The organism is Janthinobacterium saanense (assembly GCF_014200675.1).
Classification (GTDB): domain Bacteria; phylum Pseudomonadota; class Gammaproteobacteria; order Burkholderiales; family Burkholderiaceae_D; genus Janthinobacterium.
In genome coordinates this window covers 25,281-45,976 of record NZ_JACHCI010000015.1, presented here as the reverse complement: position 1 = coordinate 45,976, position 20,696 = coordinate 25,281, and the positions used below count along the sequence as shown (strand labels likewise).

The 20,696-nt window shown below is 62.5% G+C and carries 20 protein-coding genes; 10 read left to right on the top strand and 10 right to left on the bottom strand.

Annotation, left to right across the window (positions count from 1 at the left end; translation table 11 throughout):
* Positions 1–121 precede the first annotated feature (121 nt).
* The gene (locus tag HDE72_RS19080) at positions 122–1,006 is read right to left on the bottom strand and encodes a LysR family transcriptional regulator (protein ID WP_183743873.1); all 885 of its coding nucleotides are present in this window, start codon (positions 1,004–1,006) and stop codon (positions 122–124) included.
* A 113-nt stretch (positions 1,007–1,119) separates the two neighbouring features.
* Between HDE72_RS19080 and HDE72_RS19075 the strand changes: the two genes are divergently transcribed.
* Together HDE72_RS19075 and HDE72_RS19070 are read left to right on the top strand one after the other, a co-directional pair.
* Entirely contained in the window at positions 1,120–2,490 is a 1,371-nt protein-coding gene (locus HDE72_RS19075; protein ID WP_183743871.1) for a dihydroorotase, read from the top strand.
* 23 nt (positions 2,491–2,513) lie between these two features.
* A complete protein-coding gene (locus HDE72_RS19070) occupies positions 2,514–3,803 on the top strand; it encodes a Zn-dependent hydrolase (RefSeq protein WP_183743868.1) in 1,290 nt (429 codons plus the stop codon).
* Here HDE72_RS19070 and alkB read toward each other — a convergent pair.
* On the bottom strand, positions 3,775–4,437 hold the full coding sequence (gene alkB / locus HDE72_RS19065) for a DNA oxidative demethylase AlkB (RefSeq protein WP_183743866.1): 663 nt from the start codon (positions 4,435–4,437) through the stop codon (positions 3,775–3,777). The two genes, HDE72_RS19070 and alkB, sit on opposite strands and share 29 nt — an antisense overlap.
* Positions 4,438–4,512: 75 nt before the next feature.
* Between alkB and HDE72_RS19060 the strand changes: the two genes are divergently transcribed.
* Entirely contained in the window at positions 4,513–4,995 is a 483-nt protein-coding gene (locus HDE72_RS19060) for a heme-degrading domain-containing protein (RefSeq protein ID WP_183743864.1), read from the top strand.
* On the top strand, positions 4,992–5,450 hold the full coding sequence (locus HDE72_RS19055) for an acyl-CoA thioesterase (protein WP_183743862.1): 459 nt from the start codon (positions 4,992–4,994) through the stop codon (positions 5,448–5,450). Before HDE72_RS19060 ends, HDE72_RS19055 begins: the two co-directional genes overlap by 4 nt.
* On the opposite strand, the gene HDE72_RS19050 is transcribed toward HDE72_RS19055, so the two are convergent.
* Complete coding sequence (locus HDE72_RS19050) at positions 5,428–6,339, bottom strand: LysR family transcriptional regulator (protein WP_183743860.1); 912 nt, start codon at positions 6,337–6,339, stop codon at positions 5,428–5,430. The two genes, HDE72_RS19055 and HDE72_RS19050, sit on opposite strands and share 23 nt — an antisense overlap.
* 129 nt (positions 6,340–6,468) lie before the next feature.
* Between HDE72_RS19050 and HDE72_RS19045 the strand changes: the two genes are divergently transcribed.
* Positions 6,469–7,326 carry an NmrA family NAD(P)-binding protein gene (locus HDE72_RS19045; RefSeq protein WP_183743857.1) on the top strand — a complete coding sequence of 286 codons (858 nt, stop codon included), beginning with the start codon at positions 6,469–6,471 and terminating at the stop codon, positions 7,324–7,326.
* On the opposite strand, the gene HDE72_RS19040 is transcribed toward HDE72_RS19045, so the two are convergent.
* On the bottom strand, positions 7,323–8,021 hold the full coding sequence (locus HDE72_RS19040; protein ID WP_183743855.1) for a YoaK family protein: 699 nt from the start codon (positions 8,019–8,021) through the stop codon (positions 7,323–7,325). The genes HDE72_RS19045 and HDE72_RS19040 overlap by 4 nt on opposite strands.
* A gap of 171 nt (positions 8,022–8,192) precedes the next feature.
* Here HDE72_RS19040 and HDE72_RS19035 point away from each other — a divergent pair, with 171 nt between their 5' ends.
* A complete protein-coding gene (locus HDE72_RS19035; RefSeq protein ID WP_183743853.1) occupies positions 8,193–9,557 on the top strand; it encodes an amino acid permease in 1,365 nt (454 codons plus the stop codon).
* Between the two features lie 56 nt (positions 9,558–9,613).
* On the opposite strand, the gene HDE72_RS19030 is transcribed toward HDE72_RS19035, so the two are convergent.
* Positions 9,614–11,194 carry a hypothetical protein gene (locus HDE72_RS19030; RefSeq protein WP_183743851.1) on the bottom strand — a complete coding sequence of 527 codons (1,581 nt, stop codon included), beginning with the start codon at positions 11,192–11,194 and terminating at the stop codon, positions 9,614–9,616.
* 330 nt (positions 11,195–11,524) lie between these two features.
* On the opposite strand from HDE72_RS19030, the gene HDE72_RS19025 reads away from it, so the two are divergent.
* The gene (locus tag HDE72_RS19025; protein ID WP_311735254.1) at positions 11,525–12,916 is read left to right on the top strand and encodes an amino acid permease; all 1,392 of its coding nucleotides are present in this window, start codon (positions 11,525–11,527) and stop codon (positions 12,914–12,916) included.
* Positions 12,917–12,979: 63 nt separating this feature from the next.
* Here HDE72_RS19025 and HDE72_RS19020 read toward each other — a convergent pair whose 3' ends face one another.
* The 3 genes from HDE72_RS19020 to HDE72_RS19010 are packed head-to-tail and all read right to left on the bottom strand — an operon-like array spanning position 12,980 to position 15,648.
* Entirely contained in the window at positions 12,980–13,951 is a 972-nt protein-coding gene (locus tag HDE72_RS19020; RefSeq protein WP_183743849.1) for a threo-3-hydroxy-L-aspartate ammonia-lyase, read from the bottom strand.
* A 39-nt stretch (positions 13,952–13,990) separates the two neighbouring features.
* On the bottom strand, positions 13,991–14,995 hold the full coding sequence (locus HDE72_RS19015; RefSeq protein ID WP_183743847.1) for an ornithine cyclodeaminase family protein: 1,005 nt from the start codon (positions 14,993–14,995) through the stop codon (positions 13,991–13,993).
* A complete protein-coding gene (locus HDE72_RS19010; RefSeq protein WP_183743845.1) occupies positions 14,992–15,648 on the bottom strand; it encodes a helix-turn-helix transcriptional regulator in 657 nt (218 codons plus the stop codon). Before HDE72_RS19010 ends, HDE72_RS19015 begins: the two co-directional genes overlap by 4 nt.
* A gap of 135 nt (positions 15,649–15,783) precedes the next feature.
* On the opposite strand from HDE72_RS19010, the gene HDE72_RS19005 reads away from it, so the two are divergent.
* On the top strand, positions 15,784–16,824 hold the full coding sequence (locus tag HDE72_RS19005; RefSeq protein ID WP_183743843.1) for an alpha/beta hydrolase: 1,041 nt from the start codon (positions 15,784–15,786) through the stop codon (positions 16,822–16,824).
* A 156-nt stretch (positions 16,825–16,980) separates the two neighbouring features.
* Entirely contained in the window at positions 16,981–19,125 is a 2,145-nt protein-coding gene (locus HDE72_RS19000; RefSeq protein ID WP_183743841.1) for a TonB-dependent siderophore receptor, read from the top strand.
* 113 nt (positions 19,126–19,238) lie between these two features.
* Here the strand turns inward: HDE72_RS19000 and HDE72_RS18995 are convergent, their stop codons facing one another.
* A complete protein-coding gene (locus HDE72_RS18995; protein WP_183743839.1) occupies positions 19,239–19,499 on the bottom strand; it encodes a hypothetical protein in 261 nt (86 codons plus the stop codon).
* Between the two features lie 17 nt (positions 19,500–19,516).
* The gene (locus tag HDE72_RS18990; protein ID WP_183743838.1) at positions 19,517–19,852 is read right to left on the bottom strand and encodes a hypothetical protein; all 336 of its coding nucleotides are present in this window, start codon (positions 19,850–19,852) and stop codon (positions 19,517–19,519) included.
* 240 nt (positions 19,853–20,092) lie between these two features.
* Between HDE72_RS18990 and HDE72_RS18985 the strand changes: the two genes are divergently transcribed.
* Complete coding sequence (locus HDE72_RS18985; protein WP_183743836.1) at positions 20,093–20,689, top strand: class I SAM-dependent methyltransferase; 597 nt, start codon at positions 20,093–20,095, stop codon at positions 20,687–20,689.
* The last annotated feature ends 7 nt before the right edge of the window (positions 20,690–20,696 follow it).

Below are 20,696 nucleotides of genomic sequence, written 5' to 3'. Positions count from 1 at the left end.
TGAGCATATAACATCGTGTTAATGCCATCTGCTGGTGCACGCCGCCCCGCTCTGGCGTGGCACATGACGGTGCAGGCCAGAACCAAAACCGTGCACTGTATTAGCACAATGATCTGCGCGGCTATTTGCGCAAGGACTCCAGGATGGCGATGAATTCCTGCGCCAGCCGCGACAGCGGTTCCAGTTCGATGTGGTACACATTCACGGGCGCGCTGGCAATCGGCACCACGGGAATGGCCACCACCTTCGACCAGATCGGGCCGCTGATGGTGATTTCATCGACCAGCGCCACGCCCACGCCCGCCTGCACCATGGCGCAAGCCACGTGCGCCTGCTGCACCTCGATGCGCGGCTGCGGGCGCTGCTCCTCGTTGCCGAACATTTGCTGCACCAGCTGGCCGAATGGAATGTCGCTGCTGTAGCCGACAAAACGGTCGCCAGCCAGGTCGTCCGTGGTGATGCTGCTGCGCCCCGCCAGGCGATGGTCTTGCGGCACCACCGCCATGATGCGGTTCTTGTACAGGGGCCGCACGGCCAGGCTGGGATGCGTGACGGGCATATAGGTCACGCCCAGTTCCACCTCGTGCGTCAGCAGGCTTTGCAGCATCACGCTGGGAATCAAGGTGTGCAGCACGATGCGCACCTCGGGATAACGCTCGCAAAAGATGGCCACGGCGCGCGGCATCAGCGACTGGCCCAGGTTCGGGCTGCTGGCGATGCGCAGCTGGCCGATGCGGTTTTCCGCCAGGTTTTCGGCCACCTCGTTGACCCGCTGCACGCTCTGGTAGACGGCGCCCACTTCTTCAAACAGGCGGCGCGCTTCCGGGGTCGGGTACAGCCGTCCCTTGATACGCTGGAATAACAGCAGGCCCAGGCGCTGCTCGGTATAGGAAATCAAGCGGCTGACGGCCGGCTGCGACACGTACAGCAACTTGGAGGCGCCGCTGATGGAACCGCTCAGCATGATGGCGCGGAAGACTTCGATTTGACGCAAATTGAGTTTCACGGGAAGCGCACCTATAACATCGTGTTAATTGGATCGTATATTTAAGCATAAGGCATTTTGGCTTGAGCGTCCTACACTTTCATCCATCGTCAATAATGGAGAGCGGTGCAACGATGAGCGAATTCGATCTGGTGGTGTCCGGCAATATCGTCGACGCCGACAAGGTGGTGAAAAACGGCTGGCTGGGCGTACGCAATGGCAAGGTGGCCGCACGCGGCACGGGGCGTGCACCGCAAGGCAGGCAGATGCACGACGCGGGCGGGTCCTGGATCTTGCCCGGCGCCGTCGATGGCCAGGTGCACGCGGGCAGCCAGGCCGGCCAGGAAGGATTGGGCCACGCCTCGCGCGCGGCGGCCGCTGGCGGCATCACGGTGATGGTCGACATGCCCTACGATGACCCGGAACCGGTGGCTTCACGCGCCCAGCTTGACGCGAAGATCGCCGAGGTGGAGCGCGACTGCCACGTGGACGTGGGCCTGTTCGGCACCCTGAACGACAAGCACGGCCTGCAGGCGGCGGCCGGCCTGATCGAGGGCGGCGTGTGCGCCTTCAAGTTTTCCACCTTCGAAGCGACGCCGGGGCGCTTTCCCCGCGTCGAGGAAGATCAGTTGTATGAAGCGTTCCGCCTGATCGCGCCGTCCGGCCTGGTCTGCGGCGTGCACAATCAGATGCAGGAGCTGACGCGCAAGAACATCGCCCGCATGCTGGAACAGGGCGACACGGGCTGGGACGCCTTCATGCGCGCCCACACGCCGTTGATCGAGAACCTGGCGACGGCCATGATCTATGAAATCGGCGCCGAGACGGGCGCGCGCGCCCATGCCGTGCATGTATCGACCTCGCGCGGCTTTGAACTGTGCGATATGTACCGCAGGGCCGGCCACCAGGCCAGCATCGAAACCTGCATCCAGTACCTGATGCTGAACCACGAAGAACATAGCCGGCGTTTTGGCGCGAAGACCAAGCACTACCCGCCCATACGCCCGCAAGCCGAGGTGGACCTGCTGTGGACCCATATCGCGCGCGACGCCTGCACCTTTGTTTCATCGGACCATGTCAGCTGGGGCCTGGAGCGCAAGGACAATCCGAACATCTTCAAGAACGCCTCGGGCGGCCCCGGCCTGGAAACCCTGCTGCCCGCTTTCTGGACCGGTTGCGAAGAACATGGCATTGGCCCGTCGATGGTGGTGCGCCAGCTGTGCCGCAATCCGGCCCGCCATTTCCTGCTGGACGACCGCAAGGGCGCGCTGGATGTGGGCATGGATGCCGACATCGTCATCGTCGCCCCCGAGCACTACCGCTACGACCCCGCGCACAGCCTGTCGGCGGTGCAGTGGAGCAGTTTCGAAGGCCGCGAATTTACTGCCCGCGTGGCCGCAACCTACTGCCGTGGCCAGCTGGTGTTTGACGGCGCCGGCATCGTCAACCAGGCCGGCGACGGTACGTTTTTACGTCCACACTCCTTGCGTCCACGCGCCGCCTGAACATCCTAATATCAAGAGCCCATATGAATAGCATCCCCTTCCCGCCCCTGAACGCCGAGCGCCTGTGGGCCCGCGTGGAAACCCTGTCGCGCATGACCTTGCCCGGCGTGCCATGGACGCGGCGCGCCTTTTCTCCCTTGTTCCTCGAAGCGCGCGCCTGGCTGCGCGAAGAATTCCTCGCCGCCGGCATGCAGGTGCATCAGGACGATGGCGGCAACCTGGTGGGCCGCCTGCCTGCGCGTGCTGGCGCCACGCCGCGCCCACCGCTGGTGACGGGTTCGCACTGCGACACGGTGATGATGGGCGGGCGCTTCGACGGCATCATCGGCGTGCTGGCCGGCATCGAGGTGGCGCGCACCCTGCATGAACAGGGCGTCGCCTTGGAACATCCGTTCGAAGTGATCGATTTCCTGTCCGAGGAACCCAGCGATTACGGCATTTCCTGCATCGGCAGCCGCGCTTTTTCCGGCGCGCTGCCGCCCGACATGCTGGCCGCGCGCAATCCCGAAGGCGAAAGCCTGGCCGAAGGCATGCGCAAGATAGGCTGCAACCCGGAGCGATTGGATGCGCCGCTGCGCGCGGCGGGCAGTACGGCGGCCTTTGTCGAACTGCATATCGAGCAAGGCCCGGTGCTGGAAACGCGTGGCCTGCCAATTGGCACGGTCACCAATATCGTCGGCATCCGCCGCGTATCGCTCGTCGTGCGGGGCCAGCCCGACCACGCGGGCACGACGCCGATGGATATCCGCAAGGATGCGCTGGTGGGCGCGGCGCGCATCATCGATGCGGCCAACCGCCGCGCCGCCGCGCTGTCGGGCAAACCGCATTATGTGGTGGCGACCATCGGCCGCCTGTCGCTCACGCCCAACGCCTCGAACGCCGTGCCGGGCATGGTGGAAATGATGATGGAAGTGCGCAGCGAGAACGCTGGCGTGCTCGACACCTTCCCCGAAGCGCTGATGGCGGAAGTGGCCGCTGGCTTGCTGCAACTGCGCCTGACGGTGGACATGTCGACCGTCAGCCGCTCGAAACCCACCGATTGTGCGCCGCTGGTGATGGACGCCATCGATGGCGCGGCGGCCCGACTGGGCTACGCCAGCATGCGCATGCCCAGCGGCGCCGGCCACGACGCCGTGTATGTGGCGCCCACCGGCCCCGTCGGCATGATCTTCATTCCCTGCCTGGGCGGGCGCAGCCACTGCCCCGAAGAATGGATAGAACCGGCCCAGTTGCTGGACGGCGCCCGCGTGCTGTACCAGAGCATCGTCGAGCTGGACCGGCGCCTTAGCGCGCCTTGCGGAACGTCAGATTAATGCGTTGCGCCCCCAGCAGCGCATGCTGACCGTCCTTCAAGGGCGCCACGCCGTGGTAGCGCAAGCGGTCGGCGCCGCCCCACACCACCACGTCGCCATGGAATAACGGTATGCGGGCCGCCTTGTCGGCACGGGCCGCGCCACCGAACAAAAAGGTGGCCGGCAAACCCAGCGAGACGGAAACGATGGGGGCGTCGAAATCGCTTTCATCCTTGTCCTGGTGCAGCGCCATGCGTGCGCCGGCTTCATAGCGGTTGATCAGGCAGGCGTCGGGCACGAAGCCGGGGAAACCGGCCGCCTGCGCCGCCTCGCAGGCCAGCGCCTGGAAAACAGCGGGCATGGCCGGCCAGGGCAAGCCGCTGGCCGGGTCTTGCCGCGCATAGCGGTAACCACGGCCATCCGTGACCCAGCCCAAGGGCCCGCAATTCGTCATGGCGACCGACATGCGCAAGCCGCCGGGCGTGGCCATATGGCGCAGCGGCGCCGCTGCTGTTACCTCATTGATCGCCGCCAGGAGGCTGGCCACCTGCGGCAGCGCAAAGCCGCGCAGCAAGGTCGCGCCCATGGTATCGGGCGCCAAAGGCTGCGGCCCGCTGGGCGGCAGATCGTCATCGTCGAACAGGGAGAAATTCATGAGCGCCATTGTAGCGTGGGCAGCGCCGCTGCTTTAAGCTACAGTAACGCTATCACCCACTTTAACGATACGGCAATGGACAACTACGCGGAATTACTCAACACCCTGGCGCAGCAGGAGGAAACCCTGCAATTTAGCCACTTCGACAACGACACGGCGCTGGCCGTGGGCTTGTGGATCGTCGAGGAAGTGCGACGGCGCGGCAAGGCGGTCGTCGTCAATATCACGAGGAATAGCCAGGTGCTGTTCCACTACGCCATGCCGGGCACCACGCCAGACCAGGCCGACTGGATACGCCGCAAGAACAATACCGTCAACCGCTACTGCCGCAGCTCCTATTACATGGGCATTTATTATAAAAACCGGGGCGCCGCGTTTGAAGACGTGAAATACCTGGACGACGTGGAGTTTGCAGGCCACGGCGGCGCCTTCCCCCTGCTAATACGCGGCGTGGGCCTGGTGGGTACGGTCAGCGTGTCGGGCCTGGCGCAGGCGGACGACCATGCGCTGATCGTCGCCGCACTGCAGGCGCAGCTGGCGGCGCAGGAATCATCTTGAACTGGGATTATCCGCACCCGCACACCCTGGACGTGACGCCGCAGCCGGACGATATCGACGGCTTGCAGCATACGAATAACGCCGTCTATATGCGCTGGTGCGAGCATATCGGTTGGCACCATTCGGCGGCGCTGGGGCTGGACCTCGACGATTACCGCCGCCTGGACCGCGCCATGGCCATCCGCCGTGGCGAATACGATTATCTGCTACCCACGCGTGCTGGTGAACCCCTGACGCTGGCCACCTGGCTGTGCGCCAGCGATGGCAAGCTGAGCATGGAGCGGCGCTTCCAGCTGATACGCAACAGCGACGGCGCCACGGTAGTGCGCGGGCGCTGGGAACTGGTGTGCATCGAATTGAGCAGCGGCCGCGCACGCCGCATGCCGGCTGAGTTCCTGGCCGTGTACGAGCCGGCCACCGTCACAAACCAGCTCAAGGCGCCAGCAGCGCCATGACAAAATCGAGGAAGGCGCGCGTCTTGGCCGGTGGATGGTGGCGTGACGGATGCAGCGCATACAGCGGGAAATGCTCGTCGGGCCAGTCGGAAAACAGCTCGACCAGCTTGCCCTCTTCCAGCAGCGCTTCGCTGCCCAGCAGCATGATCTGCGCCACGCCATAACCGGCCAGGCAGGCGCTGAGCAAGGTGCCTGCATCGTTCAGCAGCAAGCGGCCCGGCGTATCGATGGTGATGCGCTTGCGCTTGCGGTGAAATTCCCAGGGAAATGGCCGGCCCGTTTGTGGATCGCGAAAATCGATCAGCTCATGGCCGCCACTGGCCAGTTCCTCGGGCGAGAACGGCCGGCCTTTGCGCTGCAGATAAGCCGGTGAAGCCACCGTCAGCACCCGCGTTTCGAGCAGCTTGCGGGCCACCAGGCTCGATTCCCTGGGCGAGCCAAAGCGCAGGGCCAGGTCGATGCCATCGCCCACCATGTCGCCCAACTGGTCGCGCGTGATCAGTTCCAGCTGCAATTGCGGGTGGGCCACCATGAACGCTTCCAGCTGCGGCCCCAGCACCAGGCGCGAAAAAAACGGGTCCACATTCACGCGCAGCCGCCCGCGCACGGCCGTGGCGCTGCTTGACGCCGTAGCTGCCGCCTCTTCCAGCCCCGCGATCAGCGGTGTCACCTGGGCGTGAAAGCGCCGGCCTTCATCGGTCAGCGATATCTTGCGCGTGGTGCGGTCGAACAGCCGTATGCCCAGCTTGCCCTCGAGCCGGGCCAGCGCGCGGCTCACGCCGGGCGGCGACATGCCCAGCTGATCGCCGGCGGCCGCCAGGCTGCCTGCATCGACGATCGCCACAAACACGCCCATGCCATTTAACAATCGTTCGTCAAAGCCCCGCATTTCCATCCTCCATTAGTGCGCAATCAGCATGAATCTAATGCCATCCATGTTATCGAAAAAAGAAACAGCCTGCCGCACAATGGCTACACGCTGCTTCACTTATTAATGAACACACAAAGGAAAACCATCATGTACGCCATCACAGGAATCACTGGAAAAGTCGGCGGCGCCGTCGCCCGCAGCTTGCTGGCCGCCGGCTTGCCCGTACGCGCCGTGCTGCGCGACGCGGCCAAAGCCGCACCATGGAAGGCGGCGGGCTGCGAGATCGCCATCGCCGACATGGACGACGCGCAGGCCTTGACGCAGGCATTCGCAGGCACGCAAGCCGTGTTCGTGCTGCTGCCGCCCACCTTCGATCCTTCACCCGACTTTGCCGAATCGCGCGCCGTCATCACCGCGCTCGACACTGCCCTGCGCGTGGCCCAGCCGCAGCGGGTGGTCTGCCTGTCTACCGTCGGCGCACAAGCCACCGAACGCAACCTGCTGACGCAATTGAGCAATATGGAACGCACATTGGGCGAGCTGCCCATGCCCATCACCTTTTTGCGCGCCGCCTGGTTCATGGAAAACAGCGTCTGGGATATTCCCGGCGCGCGCAGCGATGGCCGCATCGACAGCATGCTGCAGCCAACCTCGCGCCGCATTCCCATGGTCGCCACCCGTGACGTGGGTACTACGGCGGCGCAACTGCTGCAGCAGACATGGCAAGGCAAGCGCGTGGTGGAACTGGAAGGCCCGCAGACCGTGTCGCCGGACGATATCGCCGCCACCCTGGGCCGATTGATAGGCCGCGAGGTGACTGCGCGGGCGGTGCCGCGCGACAGCTGGGAAGCACGCCTGCACGCCCAGAGCATGCTCAATCCCACGCCGCGCATGCGCATGGTCGACGGCTTCAACGAAGGCTGGATCAGCTTTGAGCACAGCACCGTCAAGGGCCGGATCGGGCTGGAAACGGTGCTGCAGGAACTGCTGCAACAGCAAGTCTAAACCGCTGTAGCTTTGCTGCGCGCAGGCTCCATCGCAATCAGCAGGGCCAGTATGACCAGCGGCACGGCCAGCGCGGCAAAGCCCAGCGCCAGGTAGGCGAAGGCCGCAATGCCGGCGCCTGCCGCAAAACCCAGCAGGGGCCATAAACACTTGACGCAACGCGCGCGCGTGGTGGCATCGCCCGCGCCGCGCAGCACGTCGACCGTGTCGATCACCAGTTGCGTCACATTCCCCGTCATCATGGAAGTCGGCGCCAGATGGGAAAGCTGCAAGCGGCTGATCGCGCTGTGCGAGCCCATGGCAGTTGCAGCCAACAAGCCGGCCGCCATCGCCAGCGCATCGGCCTGCGTCATTGCCGTCAAGGGCCCGGCCAGCATGCCGCAGACCATGCAACCGGCCAGCAGCACCCATTCCATCAGCAGCGCCAGGCGCAAGACCCCGCCACCGCGCCGTTCCGCCGCCACCGTCAGCAGCCGCGCCGCCGCCACGCCGAGTATAAAAGCGGGAAAAGCCAGCAGCTTCAAGGCGATCGAACCATGGGCATCCTTGGCCAGGATGGCGCCTATCAGCACGAAGTTACCCGTCACATGGGCCGTGAACAGGCCGAACAGGGCTACGAAACCCAGGGTATCGACATAACCGGCCAAAAAGCCCAGGCCTATGCCTTGCATATGGCTGCGCTGCGCTGCATTCATCCAACTCTCCCTGGTCCAAGACGTGAGCGCCAAAGCGCGCCCTGCAGGCAAATCATACAGGGAGTAGGAATGGATACAACACACCGCAGTGCAACATGCATTTCCCTGCTGCTTTCCACGCTCTTGCATTAGAATCACTGGCCTTACCACCGCGAATCAGGACAAAACTATATGACGGCAGCCGGGATTACTGAACACAATGAGCTCAAGCGGGGACTGAAAAGCCGCCATATCCAGCTCATCGCGCTGGGCGGCGCCATCGGCACCGGCCTCTTTCTCGGCATCGCGCAAACCATCAAGATGGCCGGCCCTTCGGTGCTGCTCGGTTATGGCATCGCCGGGGTGATCGCCTTTCTGATCATGCGCCAGCTGGGCGAGATGGTGGTCGATGAACCGGTGGCCGGTTCCTTCAGCTACTTTGCCGACAAATACTGCGGCCACTTGCCGGGATTTCTCTCTGGCTGGAATTACTGGGTGCTGTATGTGCTGGTCAGCATGGCCGAACTGACGGCCGTCGGCATCTATGTGCAGTACTGGTGGCCGGACGTGCCGACCTGGGTCTCGGCGCTGGTCTTCTTTGGCTTCATCAACGCCATCAGCCTGTTGAACGTGAAGGCGTTTGGCGAGATGGAATTCTGGTTCGCCATCATCAAGGTGGTCGCCATCATCGGCATGATCATCTTTGGCGCCTGGCTGCTGGCCTCGGGCGACGCCGGCCCGCAAGCCAGCGTGGCCAATCTGTGGCAGCACGGCGGCTTTTTTCCGAATGGCTGGCAAGGCCTGGTGATGGCCATGGCCGTGATCATGTTTTCGTTTGGCGGCCTGGAACTGGTGGGCATCACGGCCGCTGAAGCCGATGACCCGGGCACCTCGATTCCGCGCGCCACCAACCAGGCCATCTACCGCATCCTGATTTTTTACATCGGCGCGCTGGGCATTTTGCTGTCGCTGTATCCATGGCAAAACGTGGTCACGGGCGGCAGTCCCTTTGTGCTGATCTTCCATGCACTCGACAGCAACCTGGTGGCCACCGCCCTGAACGTGGTGGTGCTGACCGCTGCCCTGTCCGTGTACAACAGCGGCGTGTACTGCAACACGCGCATGCTGTTTGGCCTCGCCAAGCAAGGCAACGCGCCGCGCGCGCTGCTGCAGGTGAACCGCCGCGGCGTGCCGCTGGTGGCGCTGGGCGTGTCGGCGCTGGCGACGGGCGCCTGCGTGGTGGTCAATTATTTCATGCCGGGCGAAGCGTTTGAAGTGCTGATGGGACTGGTGGTGTCGGCCCTGATCATCAACTGGGCCATGATCAGCTGGATCCATCTGCGCTTCCGCGCGCAGAAAAAACGCGAAGGCAAGAGCACCGCCTTCCAGAGCCTGGGCTACCCTTTCACCAACTACCTGTGCCTGGCCTTTTTGGCAGGCATCCTGGTGATCATGTATCTGACACCTGGCCTGCGTATTTCCGTGTATCTGATTCCCGTGTGGCTGGCTGCGCTGGGCCTCGGTTACTGGATCAAGCAGAGCAAGCGTTTGAACTGATACCAAGCTGACGCACATAAAAAACGGCCCGTCTTCACCAGAAGCCGGGCCGTTTTTTACATGGTGATCACTTGCCCGGGATAAGACTGCAAGAGCACATCGTCACCCAGGTTCAGTAATGCCTGCTGGCGCCGCTGGTCTTTCTGCTCGTCGTTCAAGCCCACCTCGCCCGTCCTGTATGGTCCCAGTATCGGCATCAGGTCGCGCTGGACAGAACCGCCGCCTGGCGTGGTCTTGTCCGACTCCAGCTTGCCCAGGAAGTATTTCAAGACCTGGGCCGACTGGTTCGACGATTGCTGCAGGCTGGCGCGCACCAGTTTGCCATCCTTGTAGCCCACTTGCGCCACGCTGCTGGCCGTATCCTCGATCTGGTGGAAGGTGTAGTTCTGCGATGCCGAATCGGTGGTCAGCTTGAGTGGCACATTCGGCACCAGCGATTCGTGGTAGCTGGCGCTCAGCTTCGAGGTCTGCTCCTGGCGGATCGAACGGTTGTCCTGGTTACCGGACAAGCTGGTGTTTTGTGCCACCTCATAATTAAAGGTGTCTTTTTCCGAGGAGCGCATGGGATTGCTGTATGCCACCGTTTGCGATACCGAGGCGCTGAAGTCCGCCAGCCCCGTCAGGATGGACTTGTCGCCTGGCGACAGCCGCCATTTGCTATCCGATGTAGCGGAGGCGGAATCCGGTTTTGGCGCGCTGGTATTGCTGTGCAATGCAGTGAACGCATCCTTGAACATGCCCATCAGATTGGCGTCGCCATGGCCGCGCGTGGCCGCCTGGTCAAACTGCTTCATGTAGCTGGCCATGGCCTTGGTCTGCTGGTCCTTGCCGCCCAGCGCGACTGCCTTGCCGGGGTCGACCTTCACGTCCACATTACCGGCCGCGCCGCTGAAGCTGATCTTTCTTTGCGTGCCATCGGCCTGAAAATCGAGCGTCTGCACGCCTTCCTGGCCGCCCCGCAGCTTGACCTGGGCGTGCAGGTTCACGGACGACAGCACATTCTGGTCGTACTGCATCAAGCCGCCCAGATTGAGCTTGGGCGTGCTCTGTGTCATGCCATCGATGGCTTTCTGGAAGGCATCCGACAAGCCGGCCAGCGCCTTCGACTCTTCATCGCTGAGCTCACCGCTGCTCGTCATCTGCACCGCCAGGCCATCGCCCTGGCTATCGAGCGACAGCTTGACTTCCACGCCGCTCTTGGTGGTGATGCTGAGCGTCATCTGGTCTTCGCCGTTGCCATGCAAGCCGCCGGGCGGAATCGCCGTGATCCCTGCATAGGTGGCGCCCTGCACGCGCGGCGCCGATTGCTGCGCCGATTGCGAATAATTGCTCACGCCCGCCTGGAATTGACTCATCAGCGCAGCGCCCAGGCCGCTGAAGCGCCCCGCGCTGCCATACGCGCTCATGTTTTTCGACAGGACACGGCTGACAGCGTCGCTCGGTGCGCGCTCCCACGCCGGTGGCGACGGCACCATCACGGGGCCATCGGCATCCTTGCTCAGTGCAACGATGGTCGATGGCGAACCCGCCAAAGAGGAAGAAGACGTGAAGGCATCCGTCCGGTTGGCGCTGGAAGCCAGTCCGGACGACGGCGCGGACGTGGTATTCCAGCTGGAGAGTGCGGAGATAGCAGTCATCGCCCTGCCTTTCCAATAAGGTATGTTTTCATGAATAATATTTGCATCACATTAATTTATTTGCAATAACATGGCGACAAATAGCCATGCCACTGCCTACCCTGCTATTACGGCAAGGAATCCAAAAGCATGAGCTCGCCAAGCGGAAATCGTGGTGATTCATGACACTTTTCATGTTTGACACCACGCTACGTGACATACCGTATCGCGCCAGCCACAGATTTACTTCTAGAATGATGGCGCGCTGGGCTAGAATCAGGCAGCGCCGCGCAGCCCACAAGGCAGGAACGACGACGCATAAAACTACAACAGCAGGAATCAGGAGAGACAGTGAGCTTATTTAGAACCAAGAATTTGGATGACATGATTGCCCACAGCAAGAAACCGGGTGGGCTGGCAAAAGTACTGGGGCCGTTCGACCTGGTACTGATGGGCATAGGCGCAATCGTTGGCACCGGTATTTTCGTGCTGACCGGTACTGGCGCACTGACGGCCGGCCCCGCGCTGTCGCTGTCGTTTGTGGTCGCCGCCGTGGCCTGCTGCTTTGCGGCCCTGTGCTACGCAGAATTCGCTTCCACCGTGCCGGTGGCCGGCTCCATCTATACCTACACCTACGCCACCATGGGCGAACTGGCCGCCTGGATGATAGGCTGGGACTTGCTGCTCGAATACGGCCTGGCGGCAGCCGCCGTCTGCGTGGGCTGGTCCGGCTACTTCCAGTCCTTGTTATCGGGCATCGGCATCATCCTGCCTGTCGAACTGACAGCCGCGCCCGGCGCGCTGCCTGGCGTAACGACCTGGATCAACCTGCCGGCGCTGTGCATCATGCTGGCCCTGACGGCCATGCTGGGCTGGGGCGTGCGCGAATCGGCCCGCCTGAACAACGTCATGGTGGCCATCAAGATCGGCGTGGTGCTGCTGTTCATCATCTTCGGCGCGCGCCATGTGCAGCCCGCCAACTGGCAGCCTTACATGCCGTTCGGCTACCACGGCATGCTGAGCGCTGCGGCGCTGGTGTTCTTTGCCTTCATCGGTTTCGACGCCGTGACCTCGGCCGCCGAAGAAGTCAAGAAACCGTCGCGCGACCTGCCGATCGGCATCATCGGCTCGCTGGCCGTGTGCGCCATCCTGTATGTCGTCGTCTCGGCCATCATGACGGGCATCGTGCCCTACCAAAAATTCCTCGGCGTTGACCACCCGGTGTCGCTGGCCTTGCAATACGCCGGTGAAAACTGGATCGCCCTCTTCGTCGACCTGGGCGCCATCCTGGGCATGACCACCGTGATCCTGGTGATGGCTTTCGGCCAGACTCGCATCATTTTCGCCATGTCGCGCGATGGCTTGCTGCCCAAGCGCCTGTCGACCGTGCACCCGCGCTTCCGCACGCCGTTCTTCGCTACCTGGATGGTGGGCATCGTGTTTGGCCTGATCGCCGCCGTGATCCCGCTCAACATCCTTGCCGAGCTGATCAACATCGGCACCCTGGCCGCCTTCACCCTGGTCGCCATCGCCGTACTGGTGCTGCGCAAGACCCGCCCCGACCTGCCGCGCGCCTTCCGCTGCCCAGGCGTGCCGGTAGTGCCCGCCCTGGCCGTGATCTTCTGCGTCATGCTGATGAGCTACCTGAGCCTGGTCACCTGGATCGCCTTTGGCGTCTGGCTGCTGATCGGCCTGGTGATTTACTTCGGCTACGCGCGCAAGCGTTCGCTGCTGCATAAGTAGATCGATAAGTGAGTAGCAAGCCTGGCGATCATCTGGTCGCCAGGTTCTCCATCCCCTTCAGACTCAGGCAGCGCTGAGCAGCTCGCAAAAACGCTGCATGTCCACATTCCCGCCGCTGATGATGATGCCCACGCGCTTGCCGCGCAGTTCTTCCTTCATTTGCAGCGCGGCCGCAAAACCCAGGCAGCCAGTCGGCTCGATCACCAGCTTCATGCGCGAGGCGGCAAAGCCCATGCGCTCGACCAGCTGCGCGTCGCTGACCGTCAGCACATCGTCCACATCGCGCTGGATGATGGGGAAGGTGTAATTGCCCAGGTGCTGGGTCTGCGCGCCATCGGCGATGGTTTTCGGCGTATCGATGTGCACGATCTGGCCCGAGCGGAACGATTGCTGGCCGTCGTTGCCCGCTTCCGGCTCCACGCCATACAGCTTGCAGTCAGGCGCAAGCGCGCGCGTGGCCAGAGCAGAGCCAGCCAACAGGCCGCCGCCGCCCAGGCAGACGAACAGCACGTCCAGCGGCCCGACTTCTTCAAACAGTTCCTTGGCCGCCGTGCCCTGGCCGGCGATCACGTCCGGGTGGTCGTACGGTGGAATCAGGGTCATGCCCTGTTTTTCCGCCAGCTCGCGGCCTATCTGTTCGCGGTCTTGCGTGTAGCGGTCATACAGCACCACGTTGCCGCCGTAGCCGCGCGTGGCGGCGATTTTCGCAGCCGGTGCATCTTCCGGCATGATGATGGTGGCCGGGATGCCCAGCAATTGCGCTGACAGCGCAATCGCCTGCGCATGGTTGCCCGACGAAAAAGCCACCACGCCGGCGCGGCGCTGCTGTTCGTCGAACTGCGACAAGGCGTTATAGGCACCACGGAATTTAAAGGCGCCCATGCGCTGCAGGTTTTCACATTTGAAAAACACTTCGGCGCCGAATTCTTCGTTCACGGTACGCGAAGTGATGACGGGTGTCTTGTGGGCATGGCCGGCGATGCGTTCGGCGGCGGCCGCGACATCGGCATAAGTAGGGAGAGTCAGGGTCTGCATGGGGTCTCGCTTTTCAATAAAAACAATCGGAAGCTGGCCTTACCAGGGCCAGGAAATATCGATGCCGCTGCCAGTTCCACCATCGGCCGCCAGCGCCTGCTGGTGTATCAAACGGGCGACCGTCAAGTCTTGCAGGGCCAGGCCAGTCAAGTCCAGCACCGTGATGTCGTGCGCTGCGCGCTGCCATGGCTGCTTGCCATCGAGTACGTCGCCAAGCGTCATGCACGGCAGCCCGGGCGCCCATTGCAGCTCACCGATCTGGCGCGCCTGCGTCGTGTCGTCAACCACCAGGCGAGCGCGTTCCAGCAAGCCGGCCGGCAGTTCGCGCTTGCCGCGCGTATCGGCGCCCACGCAATTGATATGGGTGCCAGGCTGCACGGCGCTGGCTGAAAACAGCGGCGCGCGCGCCGGCGTGGCCGTGATCACCACGTTGCTGTGCGCCACGGCATCATCCGCATCCACAGAATATTCAATGGCGATACGGCCGGCAAAAAACGCCTCGAACGCCGGATTGGGCTGGCGCGAAGAACTGACATAGCGTATTTGCCGCAGCTGCGGCAGCACGCGCAGCGCATAGTCCACCTGCACCCGCGCCTGCACGCCGGTGCCGAATACGCACACCGTTTCGCTGTCGGGACGCGCCAGCAGCTGCAAGCCCAGCGCGCCGGCCGCACCGGTGCGGGCGGTGGTGATCGCATTGCCGTCGATGATGCAGACAGGCCGCCCGGTGGCGGGATCGAGCAGCATGATGGTGGCCTGGTGCGGTTCGGCGCCCAGCGCGCGGTTGCCGGGCCAGAAGCCGGCCGCCTTGAAACCCAGCACATTCTCGGCCGGCACATCGCCCGCCTTGATGCCGAAGGTGCCACCCGTGGCCAGCGCCTCGCGGATCACGGGAAAGATGCGGCCCTGTTCGCGGCTATGCAGCACGAAAGCCTCGCGCACGGCAGCCAGCACGGCATCCGGCTGCAAATGGGTGGCGACGGCGGCGGCGTTCAGCAGCAGCAAACGTGCAGCGTGGGTATCGGTGTGGGGTGTATTTGTCATGATTTGGCGTAGGTATAGACAGCGGCGCGTGACACGCCCAGGTGTTCGGCGATGATTTCCATGGCACGGCGCACATCGAGCAAGCCTGCTACACGCAATTCCACCAGCAGCGCTTTGCGGGCTGGCGTTTTCAGGGTGCGCGGCGTGGCGGCCAGGCGTGCCGCAAACTGGTCGATCCGCGCGCGCAGCGCGTCGGCGCCTGCCGGGTCCAGGGTTTCCTTCGGCGCGTTGTCGCTATCGATGGCGACGAACTGGCCGATGGCGCTTTGAAAACCCTGGAACAGGGTCAGGTCCAGATTCATGCACAGCGCGGCGATGTAGTTACCGTCACCATCCTTGATGCCAATCGAGGTGCTCTTGGCTTGCCGGCCGTCGGCAAATTTATTGGGATAGTTGGCCACCACCTGCGGAAAAGCCGGGTCGAGTATGCGCGCCAGCCCCAGTTCCGTGGTCGGCTGCCCTACTTCGCGGCCCGACAGATTGTTATGGATGGCCAGCACCGAATGCTGGGGTTCGAGCAAATCATGCACGACCACTTCGCAAAATGGCGCAAAGGTCTTCGCCAGGCCCTCGGCCACCTGCTTGATTTGCTCGAGCAGCAGCGCCTGTTCTGCGCTGCGTACCGGACCGGTATCGACTTTTGATTTTTTCATTAAGATATTTTATCCAAATATGGAATAAGTGTCAAAGTCTTTGTTTTACCTTCAGGCGGCCTTCATTTACACCTCATGCCACCTTCATGTGCGCTGCCGATACTGGACTCACACCCTATTCTGGAGGACTCCTGGATGAACAAGCATGGCCATATCCGCAGGCGTTTGATATTGAGCATGGGCGCGCTGGCAGCGCTGACGGCCTGTGGCGGCAGGCTACGCAACACCGTTGTTATCGACCGCCAGATTGCCGTGGGCGCCGGCGTTAGCCTGCACGTGCGCGACTGGGCTTCTGGCGAAGGCGACGATAAAGATGTCATCGTGCTGCTGGCCGGCCTGGGCGGCAATGCGCACGCCTTCGACAGCCTGGCGCCCGCGCTGACCAAAAACCACAGGGTGCTGGCCATCACGCGGCGCGGCTACGGGCAGTCCGGCAAGCCCGCCCCCACCAGCGATGCCACCTACGCGCCCGCCACCCTGGTAGCTGATTTGCTGGCCGTGCTCGATGCCTTGAAAGTTGATCGCATCATCCTGGCCGGCCATTCCATCGCCGGCAACGAAGTCACCCTGTTCGCGGGCAGCCACCCGCAGCGCGTGCGCGGCATCGTGTATCTCGACACCACCTACGATTATTCGCACGATATCGTCTGGACGGGGGAGAAAATACCAGACAATCCCATCATGGATACGCCTGAACCGCAAGCGGCGGACCTGGCGTCGATGAGCGCTGCTATCGCCTACGCCAAACGCATCCACAAGCACTGGTGGCCAGCGATGGAAGCGTACTGGCGCGATACGCTCGATGTACTGCCCGACGGCAGCGTGCGGCCCAATACGCCGCCGGCTATCGAGGCGGCCATGGCCACCGGCGCCAAAACACTTTCGCCCGACTACCGCGCCGTGCGCGCGCCGGCGCTGGTGATCGTGGCGCAACCGTCCACCCTGCCCGACATGATGCCCTGGATTACAGCGCAAACGACCCCGCGCGACCTTGCCGATGCGCGCGCCTGGCTGAGGATCTATCCGCAAATGCATGGCCCGGACTGCCAGCGCATCGCCGCCGCCCTGTCCGGCAGCAAGCTGTTGACCATCAATAACGCGTCGCACAGCGATTTCTTTATCGAATACGAGACGGTCATCGTGAACGCCATCGAGGCCATGCGTTGGGAAAAGTAGACGCTTTGCAGGTGCCGCGATGACAGATCGCCATTGCCGATTGCATAAATAATAGTCGCTCATTAGAATTGATAATGATTTCTATTCTCAATTAAAAACTACTATCACATGCGCACCCCTTCCATTTCATTTCCTTTTCCTCCCTGCCGCAGCGCCATGGCCATCCACCTGGCGCTGGCCGGCCTGTTTGCTGCTGGCGGCGCCCGGGCACAGAGCAGCACAACAGACCCGCAAACCATGGCCCCCATCGTCGTCACGGCTGGCGCGCAAAACAGCACCGAGGGCAGCAGCTCCTACACCAGCAGCGCCAGCACGGCCGCCACCGGCTTGAATCTGTCGCTGCGCGACACGCCACAATCGGTGTCGCTGATCACGCGCGAACGCCTGGACGACCAGGCACTGCGCTCGGTGTTCGACGTGGCAAATAATGCACCGGGTGTGTCGGCCAAGGAAATCGATAGCGTGCGCGGCTACTTTTCGGCGCGCGGCTTCAAGATCGACAAGCTGCAGATCGACGGCGTGCCCATGCCCGGCAACGATGCGGGCGAAGCCAAGGCCGATACGGCCATCTATGACAGGGTTGAAATCGTGCGCGGCGCCACCGGCCTGATGAACGGCACGGGCAGCCCCTCGGCCTCGATCAACCTGATACGCAAGCATGCGGACAGCAAGACTTTCACCGGTTCGGCCAGCCTGGGGCTGGGTTCCTGGGGACGCCACGACGGCGTGGTCGATCTCAGTTCACCGCTGAACCACGATGGCTCCGTGCGCGGCCGCGTGGTGGTCAGTGCGGAAGAACACGATAGCTTCATCCGCCTGGAACGGGGCAACTCGGCGCTGTTCTACGCCGTGGTCGATGCAGACCTCGATGCAGCCACGCGCCTGAGCGTGGGCGCCAGCGAGCAGCGCGACCGCCATCGCGGCAACCAATGGTCCGGCCTGCCCATCTTTTACACGGATGGCGGCCTGACCCACTGGGACCGCTCGGCCACCACGGCCGCCAGCTGGAACCGCTGGGACACGCAGCAGCGCAGCATCTTCGCCACCCTGGAACACCGGCTGGCGAATGGCTGGAAATGGCAGGCGACGGCCACGCGGCGCAGCAATACAGGCGACCAGTACCTGAACTGGATCAGCGGCAGCCTGGACCGGAACACGGGCCAGGGCCTGGACGCCTTCTTGATCGGCTATGGCGCCGACCAGCACCAGACCGACCTCAACCTGACCGCTGCGGGGCCATTCACCCTGTTCGGACGCCGGCACGAACTGGCCATGGGCCTGCTGCATGGCGAATACACCATGCGCTGGCTGTCGAGCGACGCCAGTTTTACGCCGCCCATCGGCGACTTCCGCGCCTGGACCGGCGCGTATCCCGAACCTGCCTGGGGCCCGCAGCAGGTTGGCAGCAGCACCCACACCAAACAGACCAGCGCCTATGGCGTGACCCGGCTGCAGCTGACAGACCTGCTGAAACTGATCGCCGGCGCCCGCATCACGAACTGGCGCCGCGACGGCGACCAGTCCCTGTGGACCGACGTCGCCTATTCCCAGCGCCACCAGGGCGTCGTCACGCCGTATGCGGGCCTGGTGTGGGATTGGGGACCGCAAACCTCGCTGTACGCCAGTTATACAGACACCTTTGATCCGCAGGATTACCGCGACCGTCGCGGCGTGTATGTGGCGCCATTGAAGGGCAAGAGTGCGGAAGCCGGCGTCAAGGGCGAACTGCTCGATGGCAAAGCCAATGCCTCCTTCGCCGTATTCCATATCAAACAGGATAACTTCGCCATCGCCGACGGCACCACCTTCGTGCCCAACACGCGCGAGCAGGCCTACATCACGATAGCCGGCGCGACCACCAAAGGCTATGAAATGGAAGTGAGCGGCGACCTGGCGCCAGGTTGGAACGCCAGCATCAGCTGGACGCAATTTACCACCAGGGACGCCAGCGGCCAGGACATCAACACCATGTATCCGCACAAGCTGTTCAAGCTGTACACCAAATACCGCCTGTCCGGCGCCTGGCAAAAACTGTCCCTCGGCGGCGGCGTGAACTGGGAAGGCCGCAGCTACACCAGCGTCACCAACCCCGGCACCGGCAAGCCGGTCGACGCAGGCCAGAATGCCTACGCGGTGGCCAGCCTGATGGCCCGCTACGACATCAGCCGCCAGTTGTCGCTGCAAGTGAACGTGAATAACCTGTTCGACAAGCGTTATTACGCCAACCAGCTTGATGTGTTCAACAACATCACGTTTGGGGCGCCAAGGAATCTGCTGGGGACGGTGAGGTATGTGTTCTAACGGCCAGCAATGAAGTGTGACGGGGACAGGCAGCGAGGGGTTGTAGCCACCCATCCCGATGTGACTTTTGGCTCAAGCAGTGGAAAACATGGTGAGCTCAAGCGGCAATCTGCTCACTGCGCCAACAACTCTGCTGCCGCTGCAATGGCTTTTTCTTGAATTTCATTCCCTAAAGCAGACTCGTCAACCCAAACGGGATGGCGGTCCACTATCTTCTTGGCTTCGCCCATGGACATGCCATAAACGGCACGCGTCACCCTGATGGCCATCACGATGGAAGCATGCATGTGCTTCAGATGACGCTGTGCCTCGTCTGGCGTACAGTCCAGACTTTTCAGCTTGCTCAATAGTTGTTCATAGGAAAACGTAACCATAGCGACCTCCCACACGTTCACAAACGAATATCGACATCATGTCCGGGACGTGCAGATGAACTATGCTCAACACGCTGACCGGTAATATTGACGATGAAATATCCTTGCCCCTGCACCACGCTCTTCAAATCGTTCATCGCCTCCCGCAGCGCACTTCCTGCCGAGCCGATGCGAAAATTCTTTTCATCTTGTGCATAGATAGCGATGTCAAACAAAGCCAGGGTACCAGAGCCCGGATCAAGCACCACCTCCGCTGCAATTTGGACGATTCCTTGAGGGAAGGTCAGCTCGACATCAAACCAGTTGTCGCCCCCTTGCTGCCAGCGCACGGAAGTCGCTTGGAATGCCTTCATGATAGCACTTATGTATTTTGGCATACGCGCCCCTCTTCGCTGGCCCGGAGCACTCGTCTCCGCTCACAGCCACAGCTATATCACCGGTAGCGCCAGCAGGCATTGATATTTCAGGTGTAGCAAGGCATTCTTGTATGCCGCGCAGAACTGCCCAGTCCAGCTATCTGGCATGCGTATTTCCCGACTGAAAAGCTGCGATAATCATTGAGACGAACAGTCCACCTTCACAGGAGCATCTGCATGGATATAGAAACAGTAGCGGCCTACGACCAGCAAGCGGCCTCGTATGCCCGCGACTGGCTAGAACAGGATGCGCCCAGCGACATGTACGCGTTATTGAAGCAATACTTCACGCCAGGACTCACGGCAGACATCGGCTGCGGCGCCGGCCGTGATACCGCCTGGCTGGTCGCCAATGGCTTCCAGGCTATCGGCGTCGATGTTTCGCAGGGACTGCTCGATGAAGCGCGGGCGGCATATCCCGGCATCACGTTCCGGCAAGGCAGCCTGCCAGCACTCGACGGCCTGCAGCGCGGCAGCTACCAGAACGTGCTGTGCGAAACCGTGATCATGCATCTTGAACCGGCCAGTATCAGCGAGGCCATCAGCTCCCTGATCGCCTTGCTGCGCCCAGGCGGCACGCTCTACCTCAGCTGGCGCGTCACGGAACAGGCGTCGCTACGCGACAAGTCTGGCCGGCTCTATTCCTCGTTTGAGCGGGAACTGGTGACCCTGCCGGCGGGCGGCCTATGTGATGTGATATTCGAGGAAGACGTGATCAGCGCATCGTCGGGGAAAAGGACGCAGCGGTTGATTGTTCGGAAAAAGACGACATAGAGCGTAA